Origin of the sequence: Micromonospora sp. Llam0 (genome assembly GCF_003751085.1) — a bacterium.
Lineage (GTDB): Bacteria > Actinomycetota > Actinomycetes > Mycobacteriales > Micromonosporaceae > Micromonospora_E.
Genome location: NZ_RJJY01000001.1, coordinates 1,144,827 through 1,168,486, shown reverse-complemented (window position 1 = coordinate 1,168,486; position 23,660 = coordinate 1,144,827). Strand labels below are relative to the sequence as shown.

Sequence of the window (23,660 nt, the reverse complement as noted above, 5' to 3'; positions counted from 1 at the left end):
GCGGTCCGCGCGGGGGGTCTCGGGAGGTCCGGTGCGCAGGTCTGATCGCGTCGTCGCCGACGGCGACGCACGCCAGGATCTGGTCGGCGCCCGGATGCGCCAGTTCCGCAAGGAGCAGGGGCTGACCCTGCGCGGTCTGGCCAGCCGCGCCAACCTGTCGATCGGGTTCCTGTCCCAGGTCGAGCGGGGTGTCTCGTCGATCGGGCTGACCGCGCTCAACAGCGTCGCCGCCGCCCTGGACCGGCCGGTCGCCGAGTTCTTCAGCGCGGAGCCGACCGAAACCGCCGAGGACCCGCAGGGCAGCCTGCCGGTGCACTTCACCCTCACCCGGGCCGACAACGGTGCCACCGAGTACGTCTCCGGCCAGCAGACCTACCGGATGCTCTCCGACCGCGGCCCCAACCTGGTGCTGGAGCCGATGCTGGTGCACATCGCGCCGGGCGGGCGCCGCGAGGAGGCGTACGGGCACTTCGGTGAGGAGTTCGCCTACGTGGTCAGCGGCGAGTTGCTGTACGAGGTCGACGGGGTGGAGCACCGGCTCTACCCGGGCGACAGCCTGCACCTGCGGTCCAGCACCCCACACCGGCTGTACAACGACACCGACCAGGTGACCACCGTGGTGTCGGTGGTCACCCCGCGGCTGTTCTGACCGCCATGTTGCCCACTAGTGGGCAACATGTTCACTGACACGTCATAATTTCGGGTCAGCTGACCGGGTCCGGCCCGTCACCGGCCCGTCACCGGCCCGGGACCCGGTCCAGGATCCGGTCCACCTGCGTCATCGTCGCCTGCCAGATCGGTGCAGCCGGGTCGATCACCGAGAAGTGGTCACCCGGCTGCTCCAGCCAGCCCGGGTCCTCCCCGGCGGCCCGCGCCGCCGCTACGTACCGGCGGTTGAAGTCGATCAGGTCCAGGTCGTCACCGGCACCCTGGACGATCAGCTGTGGCACCCCGATCGGCAGCCGGGCCATCGGATCCGAGGCGGCGTACACCTGCGGCACGATGTCGTGGCCACCGCCGAGCGCGGCGGCGACCGCACCGGTGCCGACCTGCCGCCGGTCCCCTTCCGCCAGGTCCAGCACCCCGGCCAGGGAGACCGCCAACGCCACCGGCACCGGGCCGCCGTCGGCGGCCAGCCGCACCGCCAACTGCCCGCCGGCCGAGTGGCCGAACACCGCGACCCGGTCCAGGTCGAGCAGACCGTCCGGCACCGCGCCGCCGGTCAGCTCCGGCAGGTTGGCCAGCACCGCCAGCCCGGTCGCCACGTCGGCGGTGGTCGCCGGCCAGCCATGCCGGTCCGGCCGGCGGTACTCCAGGTTCCACGCCGCGTAGCCCCGATCGGCCAGGTCGACGGCGAGCGCGTCCATCAGGTCCGCCGCCCAGATCGACCGCCAGAAGCCACCGTGCAGCAGCACCGCCACCGGCAACGGCCCGGCGGACACATCAGGCGGATCGGCCGGTAGCCGCAGCTCGCCCCATTGTTCCGGGTCCGGGCCGTACGCGATCCGCAGCGCCGGGCGGCGCAGCCGGTGCACGGCGTGCCGGATCGCCCAGGCCAGCCCCCACACTCCCCGACCGGACAGATGGACCGAGCCAGGACCGGTCGGCTGCGGGTCGGTCACCTGCGGGTCGTAGTGGACGGTGCGTCCCGCCCAGCGGCCGTCGGCGGTCAGCAGTGCCCGTACCGCCGGGTCCGGGCCGGGCAGCAGCACCACCGCGCGCCCGCCGACGCTGCCGACACCGTCGAGCAGGCCGCGGATCTCGTCGGCGTCGGCGGCGACCACGAAGTCACCGACCACGCCGAGCCCGGCCGCTTCGGCGACGACCAGGCCACGCAGCAGCTCCGGGTCGACGGCCAGCCCCGGGCCGGCGACGACGAGTACACCGTCGACTGTCATCGGGAAGCCTCCCTACGTAGCAGCGGCAGCACCGCGCTGCCGAGCAGCTCCACGCCACGATCGTCGGTGAGCCCGTGCGGGGTGCCGAACTCGACCCGGCGCACCCCGGCGTCGATCAGCCCCTGTGCCTGGGCGGCCACCTGCTCCGGGGTGCCGGAGAAGGCGAACCGGTCCAGCAGGTCGTCGGGCACCAGCCGGCCGGCGTCGACGTCGCGGCCGGCCGCCACCAGCGACTTGACCTGTGCCAGCAACTCGTCCGGCACGGTCACGGTCGGGTCCAGGTCGGCGACCACCGCCAGGTACATCGCCACTTCGGTGCGGGCCTTCGCCCGCGCCGCGTCGCCGTCGGTGTCCACCACGGTCACCGCGCCGAACACGATGCCGACGTCGTCGACGGAGCGGCCGGCGGCGTCGGCGCCGGGACGCAGCCGGTCGCGGATCACCGGCACCATGTCCGGGTTGGCGCTGCCGCCGACCTTGATCTCGTCGGCGATCCGGCCGGCGAGCGCGGCACCGCGTGGCCCCCACGCGCCGAGCAGCAGCGGCGGATCCGGACGGTGCACCGCGTACCGCAGGGCGGTGTCCGGGGCCAGCCGGAACACCTTGCCGTCGAATCCGGACCGGTCGCCGCGCAGCAGCCGACGGATCACCTCGGCGGCCTCGGCGAGCACGGTCAGCGGGCGCGGCTGCTCGATGCCGACCGCGCCGAGCCAGGTGCCGCGGGCCAGCCCCAGGTAGGCCCGCCCGTGCGAGGCCAGGTCGAGCGCGGCGAGCTGGCCGGCGATCTCGTACGGCGCCATCGAGTACGGGTTGAGGCAGGCGGTGCCGAGCCGGACCCGATCAGTGGCGGCGGCCATCTCCAGCAGTGGGAAGATCGGCGGCTGGTACATCAGGTCACCGAAGACGCTCAGCACGTCGAAGCCGTACGCCTCGGCGGCGCGGGCCAGCCGGGCGTAGTCGCCGGCGCGTTTGTCGCTCTGCAGTCCGAGTCCAATTTCCACAGCCACGCGAACCTCCGATGATTCAGGTCAGGTCGGCCGAGTTCATCCGCCGCTTGCAGGTCCGTTCGACCCGCATGACCAGGCCCTCCTCCGGGTCCGGGCAGGCGAACAGGGTGTCGCGTTCCAGCCAGTCCCCCGGCGGCATGTCGCGCTGCTTGGCGGCCAGGAACGGCAGCACCGAGGCGAGCGCGTACACACAGAAGTGCTTCCCCTCCGGGATCTTCAGATGCGCGCTGTCGGTCAGGTCGAAGTGGTCGCCGACGGCCATCCCGCACACCGACCGGCCGGTGATCCGGTCCACGCTGACCCGCAGGTCGTAAACCTCCATGTCGCCGCCGGCGACACCTTCGCTGGCGGCACCGGTGCTCTGGTCGCTCATCACTGCTCCCTCGGGTCGATCCGGACGATGATCTTTCCGGTGGTGCGCCGGTCGGCCAGGTCGGCGAGCGCGGCCGGGGTGCCGGCCAGGTCGACGACCCGGTTCACCGGGGGCCGGACCGTGCCGGCCGTGATCAGGTCGAAGATCCGCTGGTACGCCTGGGCGACCGCGTCCGGCCGGGTCCACGGGTACGCCGAGCCCCAGGAGAGCCCGATCAGAGTGTGGTTGCCGGCGATCAGCCGCATCGGGTCCACCGGCGGCGGGTCGCCTCCGGCCGCACCGACCGCGACGAGCCGGCCCTCGAACGCCAGGCAGTCCAGCGACCGGGTGAACACGTCCCCGCCGACCGGGTCGACGATCACGTCCACGCCGGCGCCGCCGGTGGCGTCGCGTACCGCCTCGACGAAGTCGCCGACCAGGTAGTCGATGGCGACGTCGGCGCCGTTGTCGCGGCACAGCGCGGTCTTCGCCGGCCCGCCGGCGGTGCAGATCACCCGGGCGCCCCGGGCGGCGGCCAGCTGGGTGGCGGCGATGCCGACGCCGCCGGCTCCGGCGTGCACCAGCACCGTCTCACCGGGCCGGACCGCGGCCCGCTCCAGCGCGAACCAGGCGGTCTGGTAGGTGACCGGGACGGCGGCGGCGACGACCGGGTCGATGCCCGCCGGACGCGGTACGGCGAGCGCCGCGTCGATGGTGACGGTCTCGCCGAGCGCGCCGTGCGGCAACGCCGGGCAGGCCACCACGTCGGCGTCGGCGAGCGCTTCGGCGCCGGTGCCGGTGGCCACCACCCGGCCGGCCAGTTCGACGCCGGGGGTGAACGGCGGCGCCGGGCGGACCGGGTAGCTGCCCCGGCAGAGCATCACGTCGAGGAAGTTCAGCCCGACGGTGGCGATGGCGATCCGGATCTGGCCGGGGCCGGGTGGTGGGTCGTCGGGCAGGTCGGCGACGGTGAGCACCTGGTCGGGTTCGCCGTACCCGGTGGCGATGAGGCGTCTCATGCCGGGCCGCCGGCCGGTTCGAGGGCCGCTTCGCGGGCCGGTCCCGCCGGGTGGCGGACCAGTTCGGAGTGGTGGTGCACGATCCGCCAGCCGTCGCCGGTGCGGCGCAGTACGTCGGTGACCCGGCTGTGTTCGGCCGGCCCGCCGCCGGCTGGCACCGCGACCAGCACGTAGCGGGCCACCGCAGCGTCGCCCCACACGTCGATCCGCAGGTCCTCGGGGGCCAGCCGGTCCAGTACCGGCCGGGCCCCGGCGGCGTCGCGCTGGGACCGGTAGGCGTCCAGCTGGTCGCGGGTGCGCAGCGGGCCGGGCAGGTGGGTCTCCCAGGTGGTCACGTCGGCGTGCAGGTGCCGGTCGAAGCGGACCCGGTCGCCGGCGAGGAACGCGTCGTACATGTCGCCGATCGCGGCCGCGATCTCGGCGGTCTCCTGCTCGGACATGCTGATCCTCCAGTCAGTTTCCGGCCGGCGTGGTGCGGCGTCTGGACGGTGGACGGGCACCGCGTTCACCAGGCGGTCCAGCCGGTGCGATCGTCGCGGACCACCCGGCCGCCGGACATCACCCAGCGCACGCCCCGAAACGCGGACGTGTCGGCGACCGGGTCGGCGTCCATCGCCACCAGGTCGGCGTACTTGCCGGTCTCGACGGTGCCGAGGTCGGCCTCGGCACCGAGCCAGCGGACCGGGCCGAGGGTGCCGGCGTACAGGGCGCGGGCCGGGCCGATGCCGCTCTCCGACAGGTACTCCAGCTCCCGCACCGAGGCGTTGGTGCCCTCGAACTGCCAGAACGGCGGCATGTCGCTGCCGAGCAGCACCTCCACCCCGGCGGCCAGGGCCATCGCGTAGCTCTCCAGGTGCCGGGGTCCGGCACCGAGCGACCGGCACTGCATCCACTGCGGTACGCCGAGTTCGTCGAAGAACTCCTTGCACCGGGTGACCAGCAGGGTCGGCACCAGCGCGGTGCCGCGCCGTGCCATCCGGGCGGCCACCTCCTCGGTGAGCTGGTAGCCGTGCTCGACACAGTCCAGGCCCAGCTCGACGGCTTCGCCGATGACCGGTGCCGGGCCGGCGTGCGCGGTGACCTTGCGGCCCCAGGCGTGCGCGGTGTCGATGACGGCGGCCATCTCGTCCGGGAACAGCTGCCGGGTGTGGATCGACTCGTGCTCGCCGGCGATCCCGCCGGAGATCATCACCTTGATCAGGTCGGCGCCGGCCCTGATCTGGCTGCGCACGCCGCGCCGGAACCCGTCGGCCCCGTCGCATTCCAGGGTGTCGGTGCTCTCGTGGCCGTGCCCGCCGGTGCAGACCAGCGCCCGGCCGGCGGTGAAGATCCGTGGCCCGGTGACCCGGCCGGCGGTGATCGCCCGGCGCAGCGCGAAGTCGGCGTGGTCCTTCTCGGCGACGCAGCGGACCGTGGTCACCCCGCAGAGCAGGGTGCGCCGGGCCCCGTCGGCCATGTAGAGGGCCAGCTCGTGCGAAGTCATGTCCTTGACGCTCTGCCCGCCGGCACCGGGCAGCGACAGCGACAGGTGGGTGTGCATGTTGGTCAGCCCGGGCGTCAGGTACGCCCCGCCGAGGTCGACCTCGGTGACGTCGGCCTCGGCGCGGGCGGCGGCGGTCACCTCGGTGGCCGGGCCGACGGCGGCGATCCGGTCGCCGCGTACCCAGACGGCGGCGTCGGTGACCGGGCCAACGCCGTCAAGAATGCGGGCGTCGACGACGGTGCAGTTGGTCAGGACGGTGTCGACCGGCCCGGGGCGGGTGGCTGCGCTCATGTCGGCGTCCGGTCAGCGGAGGTGGTCATCGCGGGCCTCTCTGCGGGTGCGGGGACGGGTACGCCGTAGACGTCGCGGGCGGCGTCCGGTGACACGTAGCCTTCGGCGACGTCTTCGCGTACCGCCTCGGGGTCGCGTCGGCGCGGGTATCCGTGCCCGCCGCCACCGGCGGTGAGCAGGGTGACCCGGTCACCGGGTGCGACCGGCGTGCGTTTGGTGCTGACCCGCTGTTCCCGGTCGGTGCCGGGGTGGACGATCACCTGGATCGGGTCCGGCTGCCCGCCACCGTCCAACGCCCACGGCGCCGATCTGGTCTTCTTCACCACGGACAGGAATTCGCCGGCGGTGGCGAACCGGATGTCGCGGCGCAGTCCGGGTCCGCCCCGGTGCCGGCCGGCGCCGCCGGAGTCGGTGCGGATCTCCAGCCGTTCGAAGAACATCCCGGTGCGGGCCTCGAGCACCTCGACCGGGGTGTTGCGGGCCTGGGTCTGGCACAGGTGGTTGGCCGGGCCGATGCCGTCGTGGTCGGGCGAGGCGCCCCAGCCGACCGGGTCGTTGTTGCTGACCGCGTACAGCTGCCCGGTGTCGGGGTGGGTGCCGACCATCATGAACCCGGGTACGTCGCCACCGGACGAGGCGGCAAGCCGGTCCGGCATGCCCTGGGCCAACGCCCGGTAGATCAGCTCCATCGCCACCGTGCCGGTCCACTGGGTGAAGGTGGCGGCCGGGTAGACGGCGTGGAACAGGCTGCCCGGCTCGGCGACCACCCGCAGCGCGGTGAAGTGCCCGGCGTTGGTCTGCTCGGTCGGCGTGGTGAGCGCCTTGAACGCGACCCGGGCGGTGGCGATGGTCGACCCGTACGGCAGGTTCACCGGACCGGCGACGGCGGGTGACGACCCGGTGAAGTCCACCGTGCAGGTGCCGTCGGCGATGGTGACGGTGACCTGCATCTTGATCGGCTCGTCGGTGATGCCGTCGTCGTCGAGCCAGTCGACGGCGGTCCAGCAGCCCTGCGGCAGCGCGGCGAGCGCGTCGGCGGTGGACTCCTGGGCGGCGGCGATCGCGGTGTCGACGACCGTGGTCACGGTGGCCAGGCCGAACCGTTCGACCAGCTCGATCAGCCGGCGCTCACCGGTGCGCAGCGCCGCGACCTGGGCGTGCAGGTCGCCGATGACCAGTTCCGGCATCCGCGAGTTGAAGCGGATCAACTCGATGATCTCGGGCGCCGGTTCGCCCCGGCGGAACACCTTGGTGCCGGGGAAGATGACGCCTTCCTGGTGCATGTCGGTGGAGTCGAGCACGTAGCCCGGGTCCTTGGCCCCCAGGTCCATCCAGTGCGCCCGCACGCACAGGAACCCGACGAGCGTGCCGTCCCCACCGGAACTTTCTGGCAGGAAGACCGGGGCGAACAGGGTGGCGTCGTAGGCGTGCGCCGCGTTCCAGTACGGGTAGTTGAGCAGCACGATGTCACCGGGGTGCAGGTTCTCCCGGCCGACGTACTCGACGCCCTTGCGGATCGAGTAGTCGTTGGCACCGAGGAACCGACTCAGCCCGGTCGACTCGGCGACCAGCCGCAGCCCGGCGTCGTAGATGGAGATGCCGAAGTCGTACACCTCGTAGATGACCGGGTTGAACGCGGTGCGCACCAGCGCGGAGCGCATCTCCTCGGCGGCGGCCACCAGGTAGCTGCGCACCACCTCGGTCGCCGCGCCATCCACAGTGGCATTGTCAGTCATCGACGTCGACCCCGTACACCTCGCGGGCGGCGGCCGGCGACACGTAGCCTTCGGCGACGTCTTCGCGTACCGCCGCCGGGTCGCGCCGACGCGGGTCGCCGTGCCCGCCGCCACCGGCGGTGAGCAGGGTGACCCGGTCACCGGGCACCACCGGTGTCCGTTTCGTGCTGACCCGCCGTTCCCGGTCGGTGCCCGGGTGCACGATCACCTGGTTCGGGTCCGGCTGCGCGCCACCGTCGAGCGCCCACGGCGCCGACTTCGTCTTCTTGATCACCGACAGGAACTCACCCGGGGTGACGAACCGGATGTCGCGCCGCAGCCCCACGCCGCCCCGGTGCCGGCCGGCGCCGCCGGAGTCGGTGCGCATCTCGAACCGTTCGAAGAACATCCCGGTCCGGGCTTCCAGAACTTCGATGGGGGTCATCCGGCCGGTGCTGCCGGAGACGTGGGTGGCGGCGTTCATCCCGTCGTGCTCCCGGGTGCCGCCCCAGCCCACCGGGTCGTTGTTGCTGACCGCGAAGAGCTGCCCGGTGTCCGGATGGATGCCGACCATCATGAACCCGGGCACGTCGCCGCCGGACGAGGCCGGCAACCGGTCCGGCATGCCCTGGGCGAGTGCCTTGAGGATCAGCTCGACGGCGACGATGCCGGTCCACAAGGTGAACGTCGGCTGCGGGTAGACGGCGTGGAACAGGGTGCCCGGCTCGGCCCTGACTTGCAGCGGCGCGATGGTGCCGGCGTTCGACGGCTGGTCGGGCGAGGTCAACGATTTCAGGATGACCTTGCAGATCGCCTCGGTCGCCCCGTACGGCATGTTGATCGGGCCGGGCACCGCCGGTGACGAGCCGGCGAAGTCGACGGTGAAGGTGCCGTCCGCGATGGTGACGGTGACCTGCATCTTCACCGGGTCCTCGGTGATGCCGTCGTCGTCGACCCAGTCGGTGGCGGTCCACGAGCCCTGCGGCAGGGCGGCGAGGGCGGCCCGGCTGCGGGCCTCGCCGTCGGCGATGATCGCCTCGACGGCGGCGGCCACCGTGGGCCGGCCGAACTTCGCCAGGATCTCCAGGAACCGCCGCTCACCGGTACGCAGCGCGGCGATCTGGGCGTGCAGGTCGCCGAGCACCTCGGCGGGCATCCGCGAGTTGAAGCGGATCAGCTCGTGGATCTCGTGCACCGGCTCGCCCCGGGACACCACCTTCGTACCCGGGAAGATCAGCCCTTCCTGGTGCATGTCGGTGGAGTCGAGCACGTACCCCGGGTCCTTGGCACCCAGGTCCATCCAGTGCGCCCGCACGCAGAGAAACCCGACCAGGTCGCCGTCGGCGTCCGGATCGGCGTCGGCCGGGTCCGGCATGAACACCGGGGCGAACAGGGTGGCGTCCGAGGCGTGCGCGGCGTTCCAGTACGGGTAGTTCAGCAGCACGATGTCGCCGCGGTGCAGATTCTCCCGGCCGACGTAGGCGACCCCCTTGGCGAGCGAGAAGTCGTTGGCGCCGAGGAAGAACGTCAACCCGGTCGCCTCGGCGATCAGCCGCAGGTCGGCGTCGTACATCGACATGCCGAAGTCGTGCACCTCGTAGATCACCGGGTTGAACGAGGTGCGGATCAACGTGGCCCGCATCTCCTCGGCGGCCGAGATCAGGTAGCTGCGCACCACCTCGGCGGTGGCTCCGTCCAGCGTGGTCACTTCGCCTCCTCCAGGGTCACCAGCAGGTAGCCGTGCGGGTCGACCTCGACGTACTGGCCGCTGGGCACCACCGTGGTGGAGGTGCCCTCGTCGACCAGGGCCGGGCCGGCGAACCGGTCCCCCGGTGTCAGCTTCGCCCGGTCGTAGACGGCGAACGACGCCACCTCGCGGGTGCCGAAGTCGAACGCGTCGCGGTGGCCGAGCAGCGCCCGCGTCGGGTCACCGTCGCCGGCCGGCGGGCGGACCAGCTCCGGGCGGGTGGTCCGGCCGATGCCGCGTACCCGCAGGTTGAGGATCTGCAGTCGGTTGCTCATCGCGTGCCCGTACCGGGTGCGGTGCAGTTGCTCGAACGCGTCCCGGATCGCGTCGCGGTCCAGCTCGGCGCCGACGGTGACGATCAGGGTGTGTTCCTGCCCGAGGTAGCGCAGTTCCAGCTGGCGTTCCAGCACCGCCGAGCCGGCGTCGACGCCCTGCTCCACCAGGGAGCCGACCGCCTCGGCCTCGACCTCGCCGAACATCGCCTCCAGCGCGGCCAGGTCGACGCTGCCCTCCGGCGCGTCGGCGTCCAGGGTGGCCAGCACGGTACGGGAGAAGTCGTCGACGATGTCGGCCGACAGCATCCCCCAGGCGGAGAAGCCGGACGGGGCGAACGGCACCACCACCTCTCGGATGCCCATCTCGCGGGCCAGCAGCGGGGCCAGCAGCGGCCCGGCGCCGCCGAACGCGAGCAGTGAGAACACCCGGGGGTCGTGGCCGCGTTCCACGGTGATCTGCCGGACCGCGCCGACGGTACGGGCCAGCAGCACGTCGTAGACGCCGGCTGCGGCGGCGGTCGGGCTCAGCCCCAGCGGGGTGGCGATCTGCTCGTCGAGCGCCGCCCGCGCCGCCTTGGCCTGCAGACCCATGGTGCCGGCGAGGAACCGGTCTGGGTCGACGTAGCCGAGCACCACCGAGGCGTCGGTGACGGTCGGCCGCTGCCCGCCCCGGCCGTAGCAGACCGGCCCCGGGTCGGCGCCGGCGCTCTGCGGTCCCACCTTCAGCAGCCCCCGGTCCAGCCAGGCGATGGAGCCGCCGCCGGCGCCGATGGTGCGGATGTCGTAGGTCGGGATCAGCAGCGGGAAGTGCTCCAGCTGCGCCTCGTACGCGGCGACCGGGCTGCCGGCCTCGATCACGCAGGCGTCCAGCGACGTCCCGCCGATGTCGAAGGTGAGCAGGTTGTCCCGGCCCAGCGCGCCGGCCAGGTAGGCGGCGCCGACGATGCCGCCGGCCGGGCCGGACAGCACGGTGTGCGTCGGCGACTTCTTGGCCGTCGTCGAGGTCATCGAGCCGCCGCCGGAGCGCATGATCAGGAACCGGCCGGCGAAGCCCCGGTCGGCCAGCCCGGACTCCAGTTCGTCGACGTAGCGTTCGAAGATCGGCCGGATGTACGCCTCCAGCACGGTGGTGCTGGTCCGCTCGTACTCGCGGTGCTCGCGCACGATGTCCGTCGACACCGAGACGCTGACCTGCGGGTACGCCTCGCGGATGAGCGCTGCGGCGGCGCGTTCGTGGCTGGGGTCGATGAACGAGTGCAGGAAGCAGACCGCGATCGACCCGACCCCGTGCTCCTCGACCAGGGTGCGGGCGGCGGCCCGGACACTGTCCGGGTCGAGTTCGGTCACCACCCGACCCTGGTAGTCGAGCCGGCCGGTCACCCCGGCGGTGTACCGCCGCTTGACCAGGCTCTCCGGCCGCTCGTACTGGAAGTCGTACATGTGGTCGGCGGGCACGTTGCCCCGGCCGAGCAGGAAGACGTCCCGGAAACCCTCGTTGGTGATGATGCCGGTGGCCCCGCCCCGACGCTCCAGCACGGCGTTGAGCCCGAGCGTGGTGCCGTGGATGAACAGCTCCACCTGGGACAGGTCGGTGCCGAGCGCGGTCACCGCGTCCAGCACGCCCTCCCAGGGGCGGGCCGGGGTGGTCGACGCCTTGCGGAACCGGACCTGGTTGGTGCGGGTGTCCAGCTCCATCGCGTCGACGAAGGTGCCGCCGATGTCGACGGCGAGCCGGATGTGCGGTGCGGGCATCGTCTCAGGTCACCTTTCGGATTCGGTCAGCAGGTCGGGGATCTCCGGGGCCCGCCAGCAGGCCGCCCGGCTGCGCCCGTACGGCCGCAGTTGCTGCTGTTCGGTGCGGCACCGGCCGGTGACGAACGGGCAGCGGGCGGCGAGCGGGCAACCGGCGGCGGCGTCCGACTCGTCGAGGTCCTTGAGCAGCTCGACCCGGCCGCCGCCGAACCCGGCGCCGAGGCTCGGCGCGCTGGACAGCAACGCCCGGGTGTACGGGTGCGCCGGGCTGGTGAAGACCTCGTCGACCGGCCCTTCCTCCACGATCCGGCCCAAATAGAGCACGATGACCCGGTCGGCGAAGCCGCGTACCGTGGCCAGGTCGTGGGAGATGAACACACTGCCCCGGTCCCGGTCGGCGGCGACGTCGCGGATCACTTCCAGGATCTGCGCCTGCACGGTGACGTCCAGCGCCGACGTCGGCTCGTCGAAGACGATCAGGTCGGGGTCGCCGACCAGGGCGCGGGCGATGCCGACCCGCTGCGCCTGCCCGCCGGAGAGTTCGTGCGGGCGGCGGCCGAGGATCGACCGGTCCAGCTCCATCCGGTCCAGCGCGGCACCGACCCGTTCGGCCCGCTGCTGGGCCGGTACGCCGAGCGCGCGCAGCGGTTCGGCGATGGCGTCGGCGACGGTGCGGCGCGGGCTGAGCGCGCCGAACGGATCCTGGAACACCATCTGGGCGCGGGTCCGCAGGGTGCGCAGCGCCCGGCCGCGCAGCTCGGCCATCCGGGCGCCGCCGATCTCCACGGTGCCGCTGGCCGGCTCGACCAGCCCGAGGATCAGCTTGGCCAGGGTCGACTTGCCGCAGCCGCTCTCTCCGACCACGCCGAGCGTTTCGCCGGCGGCGACGGTCAGGTCGACGCCGCGCAACGCGTGGTGCCCGCCGCGACCGAACCGGCTGCGGTAGACCACGTGCGCGTCGTCGATGCGCAGCACCGTCCGCTCGGTTGCGCCGACCGGGTCGGGGGCGACCCTCGTCGCGGTGCCGGTCGACCCGGTACCAGTCGACGGTGCGACGACGGCCGGGTCGGTGACCAACGGCCCGGTCTGCGGGTGGAAGCAGGCCAGCGTCCAACCGGCCGTACCGCCAGCGGCCGGATCCGACGCGGTCGTACGGCCGGCGGCGCGGTCCGACGCGGCTGCCGGCACGGCGCCGGTCGGCGGACGCTGCGCGGCGCAGCGGTCGGTGGCGTGCGCGCACCGGGAGACGAACGGGCAGTCGTCGGGCGGGGCGGTCAGCAGCGGCATCCCGCCGGCGGTGGCCCGCACCGGGCGGCCGTCCACGTCGGGCACCGAGGCGAGCAGCGCCCGGGTGTACGGGTGGGCCGGGGCGCGCAGCACCTGCGCCGCCGGGCCGCTCTCCACGACGGTGCCGGCGTAGAGCACCACCACCCGGTCGCAGACCTCGGCGATCGAGGCCAGGTCGTGCGAGATGAGCAGCACCCCGCGCCGGTCGGTGTCGGCGGCCTGGCGGAACTGCCGCAGGATCTCCCGGGCCAGGGTGACGTCCAGGCCGGTGGTGGGTTCGTCGGCGATCAGCAGGCCGGGCGCGCAGCCGGTGGCCAGCGAGATCATCACCCGCTGCGCCATCCCGCCGGACAGTTCGTGCGGGTACGCGTCGAGCCGCCGCTGCGGGCTGCGGATGCCGACCGCCGCGAACAGCTCCCGGGCCGTCTCGCGGGCCTGCTGCCGGGTCATGCCCTGATGGGTGGTGAGCCGGTCGGTCAACTGTCGACCGACGGTACGGGTGGGGCTGAGCGCGCCGCGCGGGTTCTGGAAGCAGATCGCCGCGCCGTGGCCGCGGTGGCGGCGCAGCTGCTCCGGGCCGAGCCGCAGCACGTCGACCGGGGCGCCGGTGTCGCCGCCACCGTCGGCACCGGCATCCCGCCCGTCGGCGGAGTCGCCGGTGGCGTCGCCGCCGTGGAAGCGGACCCGGCCGGTGGCCTGCGCGCCACCGGGCAGCAGGCCGACGATCGAGCGGGCCACCATCGACTTGCCGCCGCCGCTCTCACCGACCAGGCCGACCACCTCGCCCCGGTCGACGTGCAGGCTGACCCCGCTGAGCGCGGCGACCTGCCGACCGGGTCGGCGGATCAGCACCGACAGGTTCTCGATGGCGAGCAGGTCCCGGGTGATCGTAGTCGGGTCCATCGCGGTCACCGCCGTTTCGCTTCCGCGCGTTCCTGCAGCCCTTCGCCGAGCAGGCTGAAGCCGAACACGCTGATCAGCAGGAACAGGCCGGGTGGCACCGAAGTCCACCAGCGGCCGGCTACCACGTCCGGCGAACCGAGACTGATCATCGACCCCCATTCGGCGGTCGGTACCGAGATGCCCAGCCCGAGGAAGGACAGCCCGGCGAGGGTGAGCATCGCCCAGCCGCAGCCGAGCGGGGCGATCACCCGTACCGGGGTGAGGCTGTTCGGCAGCACGTGCCGCCACAGCACCCCGAGGTGCGACGCGCCGGAGGTGACCGCGGCGTCGATGAACGGCAGTTCCCGTACCGAGCGGACCTCGGCCCGCACCAGCCGGGCGTAGCCGGGGGCGTTGACCAGGGCGATGGTCAGGATCAGGTTGACCGTGCCGCCGCCGAGCAGGGCGGCCACCGCGAGGGCCAGGATGAAGGTGGGGAACGCCTGGAAGATGTCGAGCAGCCGCATCAGCACGTCGTCGACCCAGCCACCGAAGTAGCCGGCGACCAGGCCGAGGGTGGTGCCGGCGAGCACGGCGAGGGCGACCGCGGCGACCGCGATGCCCAGGTCGAGCCGGCCGGCGTGCAGCAGCCGGCTCCACACGTCCATCCCGTTGATGTCGGTGCCGAGCGGGTGGCTGCCGCCGGGCGGCAGCAGGGTGCCGGCCGGGTCGATCTCCTGCGGGCCCCACGACGACAGCAGCGGTGCGGCGATCGCGGCCAGCGCCACGACCGCGAGGATCGTCGCGCCGACCGAGATCAGTACGGTCGCGAACCGGCCGCCCCGGGCGGTGCCGGCGGCCACCACCGGGGCGGCGTCGTCGGCGCTGTCCGCCGGTCCGCCGGCCGCGCGCAGGTCAACCATCAGATCTTCACTCTCGGGTCGAGGATCGCGTGCACCACGTCGGCGATCAGGAAGACGAGGACGTAGCAGACCGCGATGAGCAGTACGGAGGCCTGCACCACCGGGAAGTCGCGGTAGAGCAGCCCGCGCAGCGCCCACTGGCCGAAGCCCTGCCACGAGTAGACGTACTCGATCAGCACGGTCGACCCGATCGCGGTGCCGAAGACCAGGGCGGCCAGCGACGGCAGCCGGACCAGGGCGGAGCGCACCAGGTAGCCGCGGCGCAGCAGCCGGTCGCGCAGCCCGTGCGCGGCGGCGGCGGTGTACGCCTCGGAGTGCAGCACCTCCAGCGCGGAGGCGCGCACACTGCGCAGCAGCGGGGCGACCACCACGATCGCCAAGGTGGCCACCGGCAGCGCCAGGTGGGCCAGCGCGGAGGTGAACGCCGGTCCGTTGGCGGTCAGCGCGGCGTCGATCAGCTCGGCGCCGGTGATCGGGGTGAGGTTGGTGTCCGGGTCGACCCGGCCGCTGGGGGCCGGAAACCAGCCGAGCATGCTGTAGCCGACCAGCACCAGCACCAGGCCGAGCCAGAACTCCGGCACCGAGTTGCCGATCAGGGCCAGCACCCGGATGCCGTGGTCGGCGGCCCGGTCGGCGCGGCGCGCCGACCAGATGCCGCCGACCACGGCGATGAGCACCGCCACGGCGACCGCCAGCACCACCAGTTGCAGGGTGGGCCCGACCCGCAGGGCCAGCTCACCGGCGACCGCGTTGCCACTCTGGATCGACGTGCCGAGGTCGCCGGTGAGCAGCCCGCCCAGGTAGTCCAGGAACTGTTTCCACAGTGGCTGGTCCAGTCCGAATCGGGCCCGGGCGGCGGCGGCCTCGGCCTCGGTGGCGTTGGGGCCGAGGATGGTCCGGATCGGGTCCCCGGGGAGCACCCGGACCAGGACGAAGGTCGCGACGACCACGCCGAGCAGCACCGGTACGAGCTGCAGCAGCCGGCGGGCGACGAAGCGGGCGATGCGCATGAGGGGTGGTCGCCGCCGACGGTCAGGCCGAGGCGCTCAGGTAGCGCAGCCGGGCCAGCCCGTCCATGGGCTGGACCCAGCCGCTGACCGCCTCGCGTACCGGCAGGTTGAAGTTGGGCTGGCAGAGGATCACCCAGGGCACGTCGGCGGCCAGGATCTCCTGTACCCGCAGCCAGAGTTCGTTGCGCTCGGCCGGGTCGACGACGGTGTGCGACCGCTCGTAGATCTCCTCCAGCTCCGGGTTCACGTAGTTGGAGTAGTTGAGGTTGGCGCCCTCGACGAAGCTGGTGGCCAGCATGTACTCGACGTCGTTGACCCACAGCTGGCCGGCGGTGATCTGCAGCGGGATGTTCTTCTGCTGCCGCCGCTCGGCCAGGGTGGCCGGGTCCAGCGGGACCAGTTCCAGCTCGATGCCGACCTTGCGGGCCTCGCTCTGCACCAGGACCGCGATCTGCTGCTGGGTGTCGTTGTCGGTGGCGTAGACCAGCTCGGAGCTGATCTGGTCGACCCCGGCGGCGGCGAGCGCGGCGCGGGCGGCGTCCGGGTCGTAGCCGTACGGGTAGCCGCGCTCGTCGTAGCCGGGCATGTCCAGCGGCACCAGGCTCTTCGTCGGGCGGGCGTCGCCGCCGTACACGTTGTTGATGATCTGGTCGTACGGCACCGCGTGGGCGAGGGCCTTGCGGACGTCGACGTTGTCGAACGGCGCGGTGGTCACCGACATCTGGATGGCGACCTGCTCGTTGCTGGCCGCAGAGATGACCTTGACGCCGTCGGTGTTCTTCAGATCCGCGATGTCACGTTGGCCGATGCCCAACGCCACGTCGATGTCGCCGGCCTCCAGCTGGAGTCGCTGGTTGGCGGCGGCCGGGACCACGGAGATCCGGATGGTCTTGGTCTGCGCCGGGTCCGGCCCGGGGTACTGCTCGTTGGCGGCGAGCACGATCTCCTGGCCCTGCACGGCCCGCTCGACGTTGAAGTAGCCGCCGGTCGGGGCATTGTTGGCGAACCACTCGGCGGCCCACGGGTCGGCGTCGGTGGCGTGCTTCTTCGCCTCTTCGGAGTCGAAGACGTACAGCGAGATCGCCTGGATCTGCCGGGTCAGCGCGCTGGGGAACGCCTGGGTGAACTGGACGGTGTAGTCGTCGACCACGGTGACCTGGTCCGGTTCGGTCAGGCCGATGGTCCGGTAGATGCCGGCGACGTTGGCCTGGGCGGCGAACGCCCGGTCCTTGGACCACTTGACGTCGGCGGCGGTCATCTCGTTGCCGCTGGCGAAGGTGACGCCCTGGCGCAGCTTGAGGGTCCAGACGGTCTGGTCGGCGTTCGGCTCGAACGACTCGGCGAAGGTCGCCATGACGTTCTCGGTGTCGAGGATCCGGGAGCCGTCGACCTCGGTCACCCCGTAGTCGATCATGTACGGGAAGACGTTCTTGTACAGCATGAGCGCGACCGGGTCGAAGCCGACGAAGTCCTGGTCCCAGCTGCTCAGGTAGCTGGAGACGGCGATCCGCAGGGTGTCGGCGGAGGCGCCCGGGGAGGCGTCGTCGGATCCGTCGGTGCCCGAGCCGGAGGCACAGGCGCCGGTGGCGAACAGGAACGCGCCGATGCCCCCGAGCTGGAGCACCGACCGGCGGGAGAGGGCGGGCGGGGCGGATCCGCCCCGCGGAGAGGTACCAGCCATGGGAGAAGTCCTCCGTCGTGAACGGCGAGGGTGACCTTGCATTCAGGTAGCTGTGCGTTCAGGTAGCGGGTGGAGCGGCGAGCGGGCCGCGAAGTACGGCGCACCACCTCCGTGTTCTATCAGGCTGAACGTTCGTGAACAAGAGGTGAAACCAGTTCACCGTGACTTTCTCGGCATGTGGCGGGGTAGAGCAGCCAAAAGGCCGAGGCCACCAGCGCAACTTGTTCACAAGGTTTCACACACCTGATACACAGCACCGCTCCGACCACCCGCAGGTGATCGACAAAAGTTGATGCTGGGCCTAAGCTGCCAGATTGACCTCTGGTAGCGCTCCCAAGCCGTCCCCTGCCGGAGGCGCACCGAGAGGAGGAACGGTCATGCGCCGCTCTACCGCGAGCGTACTCGTCGGGGTGGCCGCCCTGACACTCATCGCCGCCTGCACCCCGCCCCCGTCAGGGTCCCCCGGCACCCCGTCGGTCCCGGGCGTCGACACGCCGACCGAGACCCGCGAGCCGATCCAGGTCAACGTCGCCGAAGCACTCGACGTCGCTCAGCAGGAGTTCGACCTGATCGCCGGCGGCGACTGGTCGGGTGCCTGGCAGCTGTGGACCGCCGAGGCCCAGCAGTCGGTGCCGGAGGACGTGTTCGTCGAGACCAACGAGACGTGCCCGGTGCAGGACGGCGTCGAGTTCCAACTGCAGGAGGTCACACCGGTCGACGAGACGGCCGTCGACCTGACCTGGCGCCGTGACGACACCGTGGGCAACAGCTCACTGCGGTTGGAGCAGGACACCTGGCGGTTCGACCCGGGCGGCGGCGTGCTGGTCGAGTACGCCTCGGGTGCCGCCGACGCGATCGAGAAACGCCGGGCGGCCGGCAACTGCCCGTCCTGACCCGATAGGCGGTTGCCCGATCTGAGAGGCGGTTGCCCGGTCCGGTGGCGCGGACCCCGACCGTGCTCCGGACCGGGCAACCTGTCGCGGCTCACCGCCGTCAGCGGCGCCGCTTGTTCCGGTGCAGCGCGTCCCCGGCCTGCCGCAGCAGCTTCGAGGTACGCGACGACGGGCCCCTACGGGACTCCACCACCGAGCTGAGCTTGCGCGCCCCGGCCGCCACCAACGGCACGGCGACCGCGACGACCGCCCAGCGCTTGATCATCCTGCCGACCATGGTCGCCTCCTTGCGGTCGGGCGTCGACACCCGGCAGACACATACCCAGCAGTCCGCTCCGCTAAGCCTGACCCGGACCCGATGACCGGCGGTCACCCAAACGCCCGGGTGAGCTGGCCCCGCTATAGGTTGGACATCGACAGAGGCCGGTCGCCGGGCGACACTGCGGTGTCCGACGTACCGGGCAGTGCACACTGGTCGACACGGACTCACACGGGAGACATCTGGTGATGCACGCAACATCCGCCGACGTCGTGGTGGTCGGCGGTGGGGTCGCAGGCCTGACTGCGGCACACGATCTCCGTCGGTCCGTCCAGCGGGTGCTGGTTCTGGAGGGTGGCGAGCAGATCGGCGGGCGGGTCCGGAGTGTGACCGTCGACGGCCATGTGATCGAGGCCGGGGCTGCCTTTGTGACGCCCTTCTACGTATCGACGCTGCGTCTGATGGATGAGCTCGGGGTGTCAGGGCAGCTGTCCGAGCACGACCAGGGCACCTACGTCGTGCGCGACGGTAGGCTGCGCCCCATCCTCCCCGGCTCGAAGCTGCTGGCGGGCAGCGCCGTCGGCGCGTCGGCCAAGCTCCGTCTGTGCCGCTTCGCGGGCGGGCTCGCGGCCCGGTGGCGGGCCCTCGACATCGCCGACCTGGCCCGCGCCGACCACCTGGACGTGATGTCCTGCGCGGACTTCCTACGTCGGCGGGTCGGCAGCGAGAATCTCGAATACCTGTTCGGGCCGCTGCTGCGGGGCATGCTCTACTGGGACGCGGAGACGACGAGCTATCCGGTCCTGCTGGCGATCCTCAAGGCCCACGCGACCGCCGGTGCCTCCCGTCGCATGCGTGGTGGCCTGGCCCGGTTCCCGCAGGCACTGGCCGCCGGGGTGGAGGTCCGAACGGGTACCACTGTCCGGCGGATCAGGCGCAAGGCCTCGGGAGACTTCAGCATCGAGGCCGACACCGGCGGTGGGATCACGACGTACCGGGCGCCCGCGGTCGTCTGTGCCACCACGGCGGGCGCGGCGGCGACGATCATACCGGACCTGCCCGAGCCGGACCTCGCCTACCTCCGGTCCATCTCCTACGGTCGCACCGCCGTACTGACATTCGCGGTCAGGGCGGCCGGCGCGGCCTTTCCCGATGGTTCCGTGCTGTTCCCCGCCGCCGAGGCGCCCGAGGTCGTGGCCGTCAACGCCTATCTCAGGCTCGCCCCGGCCGACGGCGCGGACGAGGAGAGGCTCGTGCACGTGTACCTGTCGGGCGAGGGTTTCGATCGGCACGCCGACCGGCCCGACGACATCCTGGCAGAGGCGGTGGTCGGCCGTATCCGCGAGGTGTTGGGCCCGGCCGAATGGCTGCGCGGTGCCGAACTGCGCAACGTGCAGCGGTGGGAGCGCGCCCTGCCACGTTTCGACGTGGGTCACGTCCGTCGTACCCGGGAGTTCACCGACGCGCAGCCGGCCCTGCCGGGCCTGGCGTTCGCGGGCGACTACCTCGGTGGGCCCTACCTGGATGGTGCCGTACGCAGTGGCCTGGCCGCAGCGCGCCAGCTACGCACAGCGGTCTCGACGAAGGAGCCGGCCTGACCGGGCCGGTCGGGGACCCCGCTGCGCCCGGTCATCCGTCGGCGAGTCCACCGCGATGAGGGCCGACTCGACCGAGACGTCGACCATCCATTCGACCGCCGCTCGGAACGGTGACGGCGCGGCCAGGTCGAACAGCATCCGGTTCGCGTGCCGGCCCAGTTCGGTGACGTGCGAGTCGTACCGTTCGGCTACGGCCGTGCGCGTCAGCTCGCCCCGCAGTTCGGTGCGGGCGTCCAGGTCGAGGCGGGCCCGCTCGCTCAGCCGGCGGATGTGTTCCTGGTGGTCGCCTGGCGCGCCGGCGAGCGCGTGGGCGAGCAGCAGTGTCCGGGTGCCGTTGGCGAGATCCTCGTCGTCGCGGACGTCTTTCAGCACCGACCTACGGTCGTTGGCCAACTGCCGCAGTACACCGTACCGGCGTCCGAACTCCCGCCAGCTGGTCACCGCCGCAGCGTCGACGCCCGCCAGGAGGGCGGTCATCGCAAGGTCCCGGCCACACGCGGAACCGGACTTGCCGGAATAGCTGCGCATCACATCGGTGAGGGAATCCGCGTCGATGACCGAGGAAATATCGGCCAGTTGGCCGTTGGCGGCATCAAGGTTGCCGTCGGTGAGGTGACCGATCCACGCCATCCGCACCTCCGCCGTCAGGTCCTGCCGCGCGATCAACGCCAATGGCAGCAGGGTCAGGCAGGCGATACTCGCGATCATGGCTTCGTTCGGGGACATGCCGACCCGCTCGGCATCGAAATGACCGTCGTTGAGGTCGTCGAAGATGTCGGCACCGGTCCACCACAGCCGTGCCAGGACGCAGACCGGCACCGCGGGAAGGGGATCGCCGGTGATGGCTCCGAGCACCGGCAACGGAAGCAGCCGATGAATGCTGACGTTCTTGTAGTCGGCCTCCAGCAGCCGGATCACCGAACCCGCGAGCTGCGGGTTGTCCTTGCACACCTCGTCGACGAACGCGGTCGTCTGCTCGACGACGTGCGCCCGCTGCGCTGACAGCGCCTCGTACGTCGGTGGCGGATCCGTGATTCCTCGCACGGCGGGCTCCTCCTCGGTTGGTCGACGCTGCGGCCCCGTCCCTCGACGGCAGGAGCAGACTACGAAACCGATTCGCCCGAAACTTGAGGAAGTTCTCACGAAATGATGAGGATGCCGGGTGGCGTGATCCAGCTCAACACGATTTGACGTAACGGGAATACGACACGCGACATATTGACCCGTAGCTCAGACGTCTTGTGATTGCTGGCAGCTCGGGTCAGCCGGTGGTGGGCAGACGCCGCACGGTCGACGCCGATCCGGTCGGCTCGTCGCCGGCCGGATCGGGGTCGACCACCAGGAACAGTTCCAACCGGTTGGCGCCGGCGACGAACAGCCGCTCGTCCGGGATCAGGCCGACGAACCGGAGCTGACCGGCACCGTCGCGGGCTGTCTGGACCACGGTGCCGACCCGCCCGTTCAGCGCGACCGCGATCGGGGCGCCGACCGGCACCGACTCCGGCAGGGTGCCGTGCACCAGCGCCGGGATCTTGCCGCGCTCGGCCCGGACGTCCTGGTACTCGGAAAGATTCGTCACGGTCGCCGGCGGGCCGGTGCCGACCACCGTCAGATCGTCGACCGCCGCGCCGATCAGGTCCACCGCCGGCAGCGGCGGGAACACCGGCCGGGCGCTGGAACCCGCCCGTACGGCGGCGAAGTGGGCCGGGCCGTCGATCGTCACCGGCTCACCCGGTCGCGGGTCGAACCGCTTGTCGGTGGTCTCCCGCTCGCCGTGCAGCGCGGAGATGCCGTCGGTACGCCACGGCATCTGCACCCCGGCGTGGTCGGCGACGGTCGGCAGCAGGTCGACCTGCTCCCAGTTGCGGTCGTCGATCCGCCCGGCCTGTTGGCCGGGCTCCTTGACGAACAGCGGCACCCAGGCGAGTTCGGCGGCGGCGGTGAACTGGTCGTCCATCTCCCGGCCGGTGATCCCCTCGCTGAAGCTGCCCCCGTGGTCGGAGGTCACCACGATCAGCGCGTCGTCGTAGAGGCCGTTCGCGCGCAACGTACGCAACGCCTCGCCGATCAGCAGGTCGGTGTAGCCGACCTGCTGCAGGTGCCGCTGATGGGTGAGTCGGGCCCACCAGGGTCCGTCGTACGGCAACCCGCCCGGACCGTCGTACCGCATCCCACTCGGCAGATAGGTCCACGGCGAGTGGGGCATCAGCAGGTGCAGGAAGTGCAGCGTCGGGGTGTCCCGGGGCTGCAACGAACCGAGGAAATCGGTGAACCGGGCCGGCTGGTTCTCCTTCAGCCGGCTCATCCGGAACTCCGGGCCGGCGTCCGGGGACTTGTCGTTGGCCCGGATGTCGTCGGCCACCGTCGGCTCGCGGAAACTCGCCGCCGGATCGTCCAGCGAATCGTCCGGTGAGATCAACTGGCCGTACAGTGCCGCGGTTTCCCGCAGCATCACCGGCAGGCTGCCCCGGTCCTGCCCGGGACGTCCCCGGCAGTGCTGCGGCGGGCAGAGCTGGGTGACGTTCTCCCAGGCCTCGATCTGGTAGGCCGGTCCGAGCAGGGTGAACAGGTTGTCCGGGTGCTGCGAGTAGTGCGGGGTCAACTCCCCGGTCGGGTACCGTCCGGTCAGCATCGCCGGCACCGCGTTGACGGTCTTACCGCTCACCGTGGTGGCGTTGCGGTACCAGGTCGAGCCGGCGGCCAGCTGGGCGAAGTTCGGCACCAGCCCGGCGTCGATCTCACCCCGCTCGTCGAGCAGCGACATCAGCGGGAACTCGTCGAGGATGATCATGACGACCGGCGGGTGGGGACCGATGCTACGCACCGGCGCGCCGGACGTCTCCCGGCCGAGCAGCACCGCCGACGACGGCGAGGCGAAGACGAACAGCGACACGAACGCCAGCGGACCGACCGCGGCGACCCGCAGCACCTGCCGGGCGACCGGCGACCGGGCGTACCCGGCCAGCAGCACCGTGGCGACGACAGCGGCGAGCACCACCAGCAGCGGGCCCCGCACATCGATCAACGCCTTACCGATCTGCACCATGAGCAACACGGTCAGACCGCCGAGTACGACCAGATGAGTCCATCGCCGCACCGCCGGCCCGGCCAGCCCGGTCAACCAGCCGAGAGCCCACAACAGCACCGGTGGAACCAGCACGATCACCGCGACCAGGGTGAGTACGGCGGCCGGTCCGGCACCGTGGAAAAAGAAGAAGTCCGGGCTGCGACCGATCACGTCGAGCAGCGGCTGGGCCACCACGAGCCCGCAGAGTGCGATCAGCTCCACCAGGGCGGACCAGCCGGACACCCGTCGGGAGTCCGGCTTCGGGTCGTCGGCACCGGCGCCGGGCTTCGTCTGGGTCACCGTGCACTCATACCACACCGGGCCGCGTCGACTGCCAGCGCAGACGACCGTACGGCTGGTTGTGCAGAAAGGCGCGCGAACCAAAGGAGAACTTAACATCTATGAATCTAGATTGCCGGTGATCACCATGGCATGATCAGCCGAACGTTGTCTTTTGCTTCCAATCAGTCACCAGTCGACCCGGTGGACCCTGCGGTCAGGTGGCGGAACGGAGATCGTGT

General features: G+C 71.8%; 19 protein-coding genes. 3 read left to right on the top strand and 16 right to left on the bottom strand.

Annotation, left to right across the window (positions count from 1 at the left end; translation table 11 throughout):
* Positions 1-31: 31 nt before the first annotated feature.
* Entirely contained in the window at positions 32-649 is a 618-nt protein-coding gene (locus tag EDC02_RS05285) for a helix-turn-helix domain-containing protein (protein ID WP_233605752.1), read from the top strand.
* An 88-nt stretch (positions 650-737) separates the two neighbouring features.
* Here the strand turns inward: EDC02_RS05285 and EDC02_RS05280 are convergent, their stop codons facing one another.
* From EDC02_RS05280 to EDC02_RS05220, 13 genes are all read right to left on the bottom strand, one after another.
* Complete coding sequence (locus tag EDC02_RS05280) at positions 738-1,898, bottom strand: alpha/beta hydrolase (protein WP_123600981.1); 1,161 nt, start codon at positions 1,896-1,898, stop codon at positions 738-740.
* Complete coding sequence (locus EDC02_RS05275) at positions 1,895-2,905, bottom strand: LLM class flavin-dependent oxidoreductase (RefSeq protein ID WP_123600980.1); 1,011 nt, start codon at positions 2,903-2,905, stop codon at positions 1,895-1,897. Before EDC02_RS05275 ends, EDC02_RS05280 begins: the two co-directional genes overlap by 4 nt.
* A 16-nt stretch (positions 2,906-2,921) precedes the next feature.
* A complete protein-coding gene (locus EDC02_RS05270; RefSeq protein ID WP_123600979.1) occupies positions 2,922-3,278 on the bottom strand; it encodes a TIGR04076 family protein in 357 nt (118 codons plus the stop codon).
* Positions 3,278-4,276, bottom strand: coding sequence for an NADPH:quinone oxidoreductase family protein (locus EDC02_RS05265; RefSeq protein ID WP_123600978.1), 999 nt, complete (start codon positions 4,274-4,276; stop codon positions 3,278-3,280). The genes EDC02_RS05270 and EDC02_RS05265 overlap by 1 nt, the downstream gene beginning before the upstream one ends.
* Positions 4,273-4,716 carry a DUF4440 domain-containing protein gene (locus EDC02_RS05260; RefSeq protein ID WP_233605751.1) on the bottom strand — a complete coding sequence of 148 codons (444 nt, stop codon included), beginning with the start codon at positions 4,714-4,716 and terminating at the stop codon, positions 4,273-4,275. Before EDC02_RS05260 ends, EDC02_RS05265 begins: the two co-directional genes overlap by 4 nt.
* A 65-nt stretch (positions 4,717-4,781) precedes the next feature.
* Entirely contained in the window at positions 4,782-6,050 is a 1,269-nt protein-coding gene (locus EDC02_RS05255) for an amidohydrolase family protein (protein ID WP_123600977.1), read from the bottom strand.
* The gene (locus EDC02_RS05250; protein ID WP_123600976.1) at positions 6,047-7,786 is read right to left on the bottom strand and encodes a hydantoinase B/oxoprolinase family protein; all 1,740 of its coding nucleotides are present in this window, start codon (positions 7,784-7,786) and stop codon (positions 6,047-6,049) included. Before EDC02_RS05250 ends, EDC02_RS05255 begins: the two co-directional genes overlap by 4 nt.
* Positions 7,779-9,473 (bottom strand): hydantoinase B/oxoprolinase family protein, encoded by a 1,695-nt coding sequence (locus EDC02_RS05245; RefSeq protein ID WP_123600975.1) that lies wholly within the window; start codon positions 9,471-9,473, stop codon positions 7,779-7,781. Before EDC02_RS05245 ends, EDC02_RS05250 begins: the two co-directional genes overlap by 8 nt.
* A complete protein-coding gene (locus tag EDC02_RS05240) occupies positions 9,470-11,539 on the bottom strand; it encodes a hydantoinase/oxoprolinase family protein (RefSeq protein WP_123600974.1) in 2,070 nt (689 codons plus the stop codon). The genes EDC02_RS05245 and EDC02_RS05240 overlap by 4 nt, the downstream gene beginning before the upstream one ends.
* Positions 11,540-11,548: 9 nt before the next feature.
* Entirely contained in the window at positions 11,549-13,729 is a 2,181-nt protein-coding gene (locus tag EDC02_RS05235; RefSeq protein WP_233605750.1) for an ABC transporter ATP-binding protein, read from the bottom strand.
* 5 nt (positions 13,730-13,734) lie between these two features.
* Positions 13,735-14,631, bottom strand: coding sequence for an ABC transporter permease (locus tag EDC02_RS05230; protein WP_123600973.1), 897 nt, complete (start codon positions 14,629-14,631; stop codon positions 13,735-13,737).
* Entirely contained in the window at positions 14,631-15,641 is a 1,011-nt protein-coding gene (locus EDC02_RS05225) for an ABC transporter permease (RefSeq protein ID WP_123600972.1), read from the bottom strand. The genes EDC02_RS05230 and EDC02_RS05225 overlap by 1 nt, the downstream gene beginning before the upstream one ends.
* 22 nt (positions 15,642-15,663) lie before the next feature.
* Positions 15,664-17,322: an ABC transporter substrate-binding protein gene (locus EDC02_RS05220; RefSeq protein ID WP_123600971.1), complete on the bottom strand. Its 1,659-nt coding sequence runs from the start codon at positions 17,320-17,322 to the stop codon at positions 15,664-15,666.
* 377 nt (positions 17,323-17,699) lie between these two features.
* Between EDC02_RS05220 and EDC02_RS05215 the strand changes: the two genes are divergently transcribed.
* Complete coding sequence (locus EDC02_RS05215; RefSeq protein WP_148083331.1) at positions 17,700-18,215, top strand: hypothetical protein; 516 nt, start codon at positions 17,700-17,702, stop codon at positions 18,213-18,215.
* 100 nt (positions 18,216-18,315) lie between these two features.
* Here the strand turns inward: EDC02_RS05215 and EDC02_RS40720 are convergent, their stop codons facing one another.
* Positions 18,316-18,492, bottom strand: coding sequence for a hypothetical protein (locus tag EDC02_RS40720; RefSeq protein WP_199757515.1), 177 nt, complete (start codon positions 18,490-18,492; stop codon positions 18,316-18,318).
* Between the two features lie 230 nt (positions 18,493-18,722).
* On the opposite strand from EDC02_RS40720, the gene EDC02_RS05210 reads away from it, so the two are divergent.
* Positions 18,723-20,072: an NAD(P)/FAD-dependent oxidoreductase gene (locus tag EDC02_RS05210; protein WP_123600969.1), complete on the top strand. Its 1,350-nt coding sequence runs from the start codon at positions 18,723-18,725 to the stop codon at positions 20,070-20,072.
* Here the strand turns inward: EDC02_RS05210 and EDC02_RS05205 are convergent.
* Positions 20,037-21,116 carry a polyprenyl synthetase family protein gene (locus EDC02_RS05205; protein ID WP_123600968.1) on the bottom strand — a complete coding sequence of 360 codons (1,080 nt, stop codon included), beginning with the start codon at positions 21,114-21,116 and terminating at the stop codon, positions 20,037-20,039. The two genes, EDC02_RS05210 and EDC02_RS05205, sit on opposite strands and share 36 nt — an antisense overlap.
* A gap of 217 nt (positions 21,117-21,333) precedes the next feature.
* Entirely contained in the window at positions 21,334-23,439 is a 2,106-nt protein-coding gene (locus EDC02_RS05200) for a sulfatase-like hydrolase/transferase (protein WP_123600967.1), read from the bottom strand.
* Positions 23,440-23,660: the final 221 nt, after the last annotated feature.

Coding starts and splice junctions, on each gene's coding strand:
- EDC02_RS05255 (WP_123600977.1), bottom strand. CDS start 6,050: ATGAGCGCAGCCACCCGCCCCGGGCCGGTCGACACCGTCCTGACCAAC.
- EDC02_RS05240 (WP_123600974.1), bottom strand. CDS start 11,539: ATGCCCGCACCGCACATCCGGCTCGCCGTCGACATCGGCGGCACCTTC.
- EDC02_RS05210 (WP_123600969.1), top strand. CDS start 18,723: ATGCACGCAACATCCGCCGACGTCGTGGTGGTCGGCGGTGGGGTCGCA.
- EDC02_RS05260 (WP_233605751.1), bottom strand. CDS start 4,716: ATGTCCGAGCAGGAGACCGCCGAGATCGCGGCCGCGATCGGCGACATG.
- EDC02_RS05230 (WP_123600973.1), bottom strand. CDS start 14,631: ATGGTTGACCTGCGCGCGGCCGGCGGACCGGCGGACAGCGCCGACGAC.
- EDC02_RS05270 (WP_123600979.1), bottom strand. CDS start 3,278: ATGAGCGACCAGAGCACCGGTGCCGCCAGCGAAGGTGTCGCCGGCGGC.
- EDC02_RS05265 (WP_123600978.1), bottom strand. CDS start 4,276: ATGAGACGCCTCATCGCCACCGGGTACGGCGAACCCGACCAGGTGCTC.
- EDC02_RS05215 (WP_148083331.1), top strand. CDS start 17,700: ATGCGCCGCTCTACCGCGAGCGTACTCGTCGGGGTGGCCGCCCTGACA.
- EDC02_RS05250 (WP_123600976.1), bottom strand. CDS start 7,786: ATGACTGACAATGCCACTGTGGATGGCGCGGCGACCGAGGTGGTGCGC.
- EDC02_RS05220 (WP_123600971.1), bottom strand. CDS start 17,322: ATGGCTGGTACCTCTCCGCGGGGCGGATCCGCCCCGCCCGCCCTCTCC.
- EDC02_RS40720 (WP_199757515.1), bottom strand. CDS start 18,492: ATGGTCGGCAGGATGATCAAGCGCTGGGCGGTCGTCGCGGTCGCCGTG.
- EDC02_RS05235 (WP_233605750.1), bottom strand. CDS start 13,729: ATGGACCCGACTACGATCACCCGGGACCTGCTCGCCATCGAGAACCTG.
- EDC02_RS05280 (WP_123600981.1), bottom strand. CDS start 1,898: ATGACAGTCGACGGTGTACTCGTCGTCGCCGGCCCGGGGCTGGCCGTC.
- EDC02_RS05225 (WP_123600972.1), bottom strand. CDS start 15,641: ATGCGCATCGCCCGCTTCGTCGCCCGCCGGCTGCTGCAGCTCGTACCG.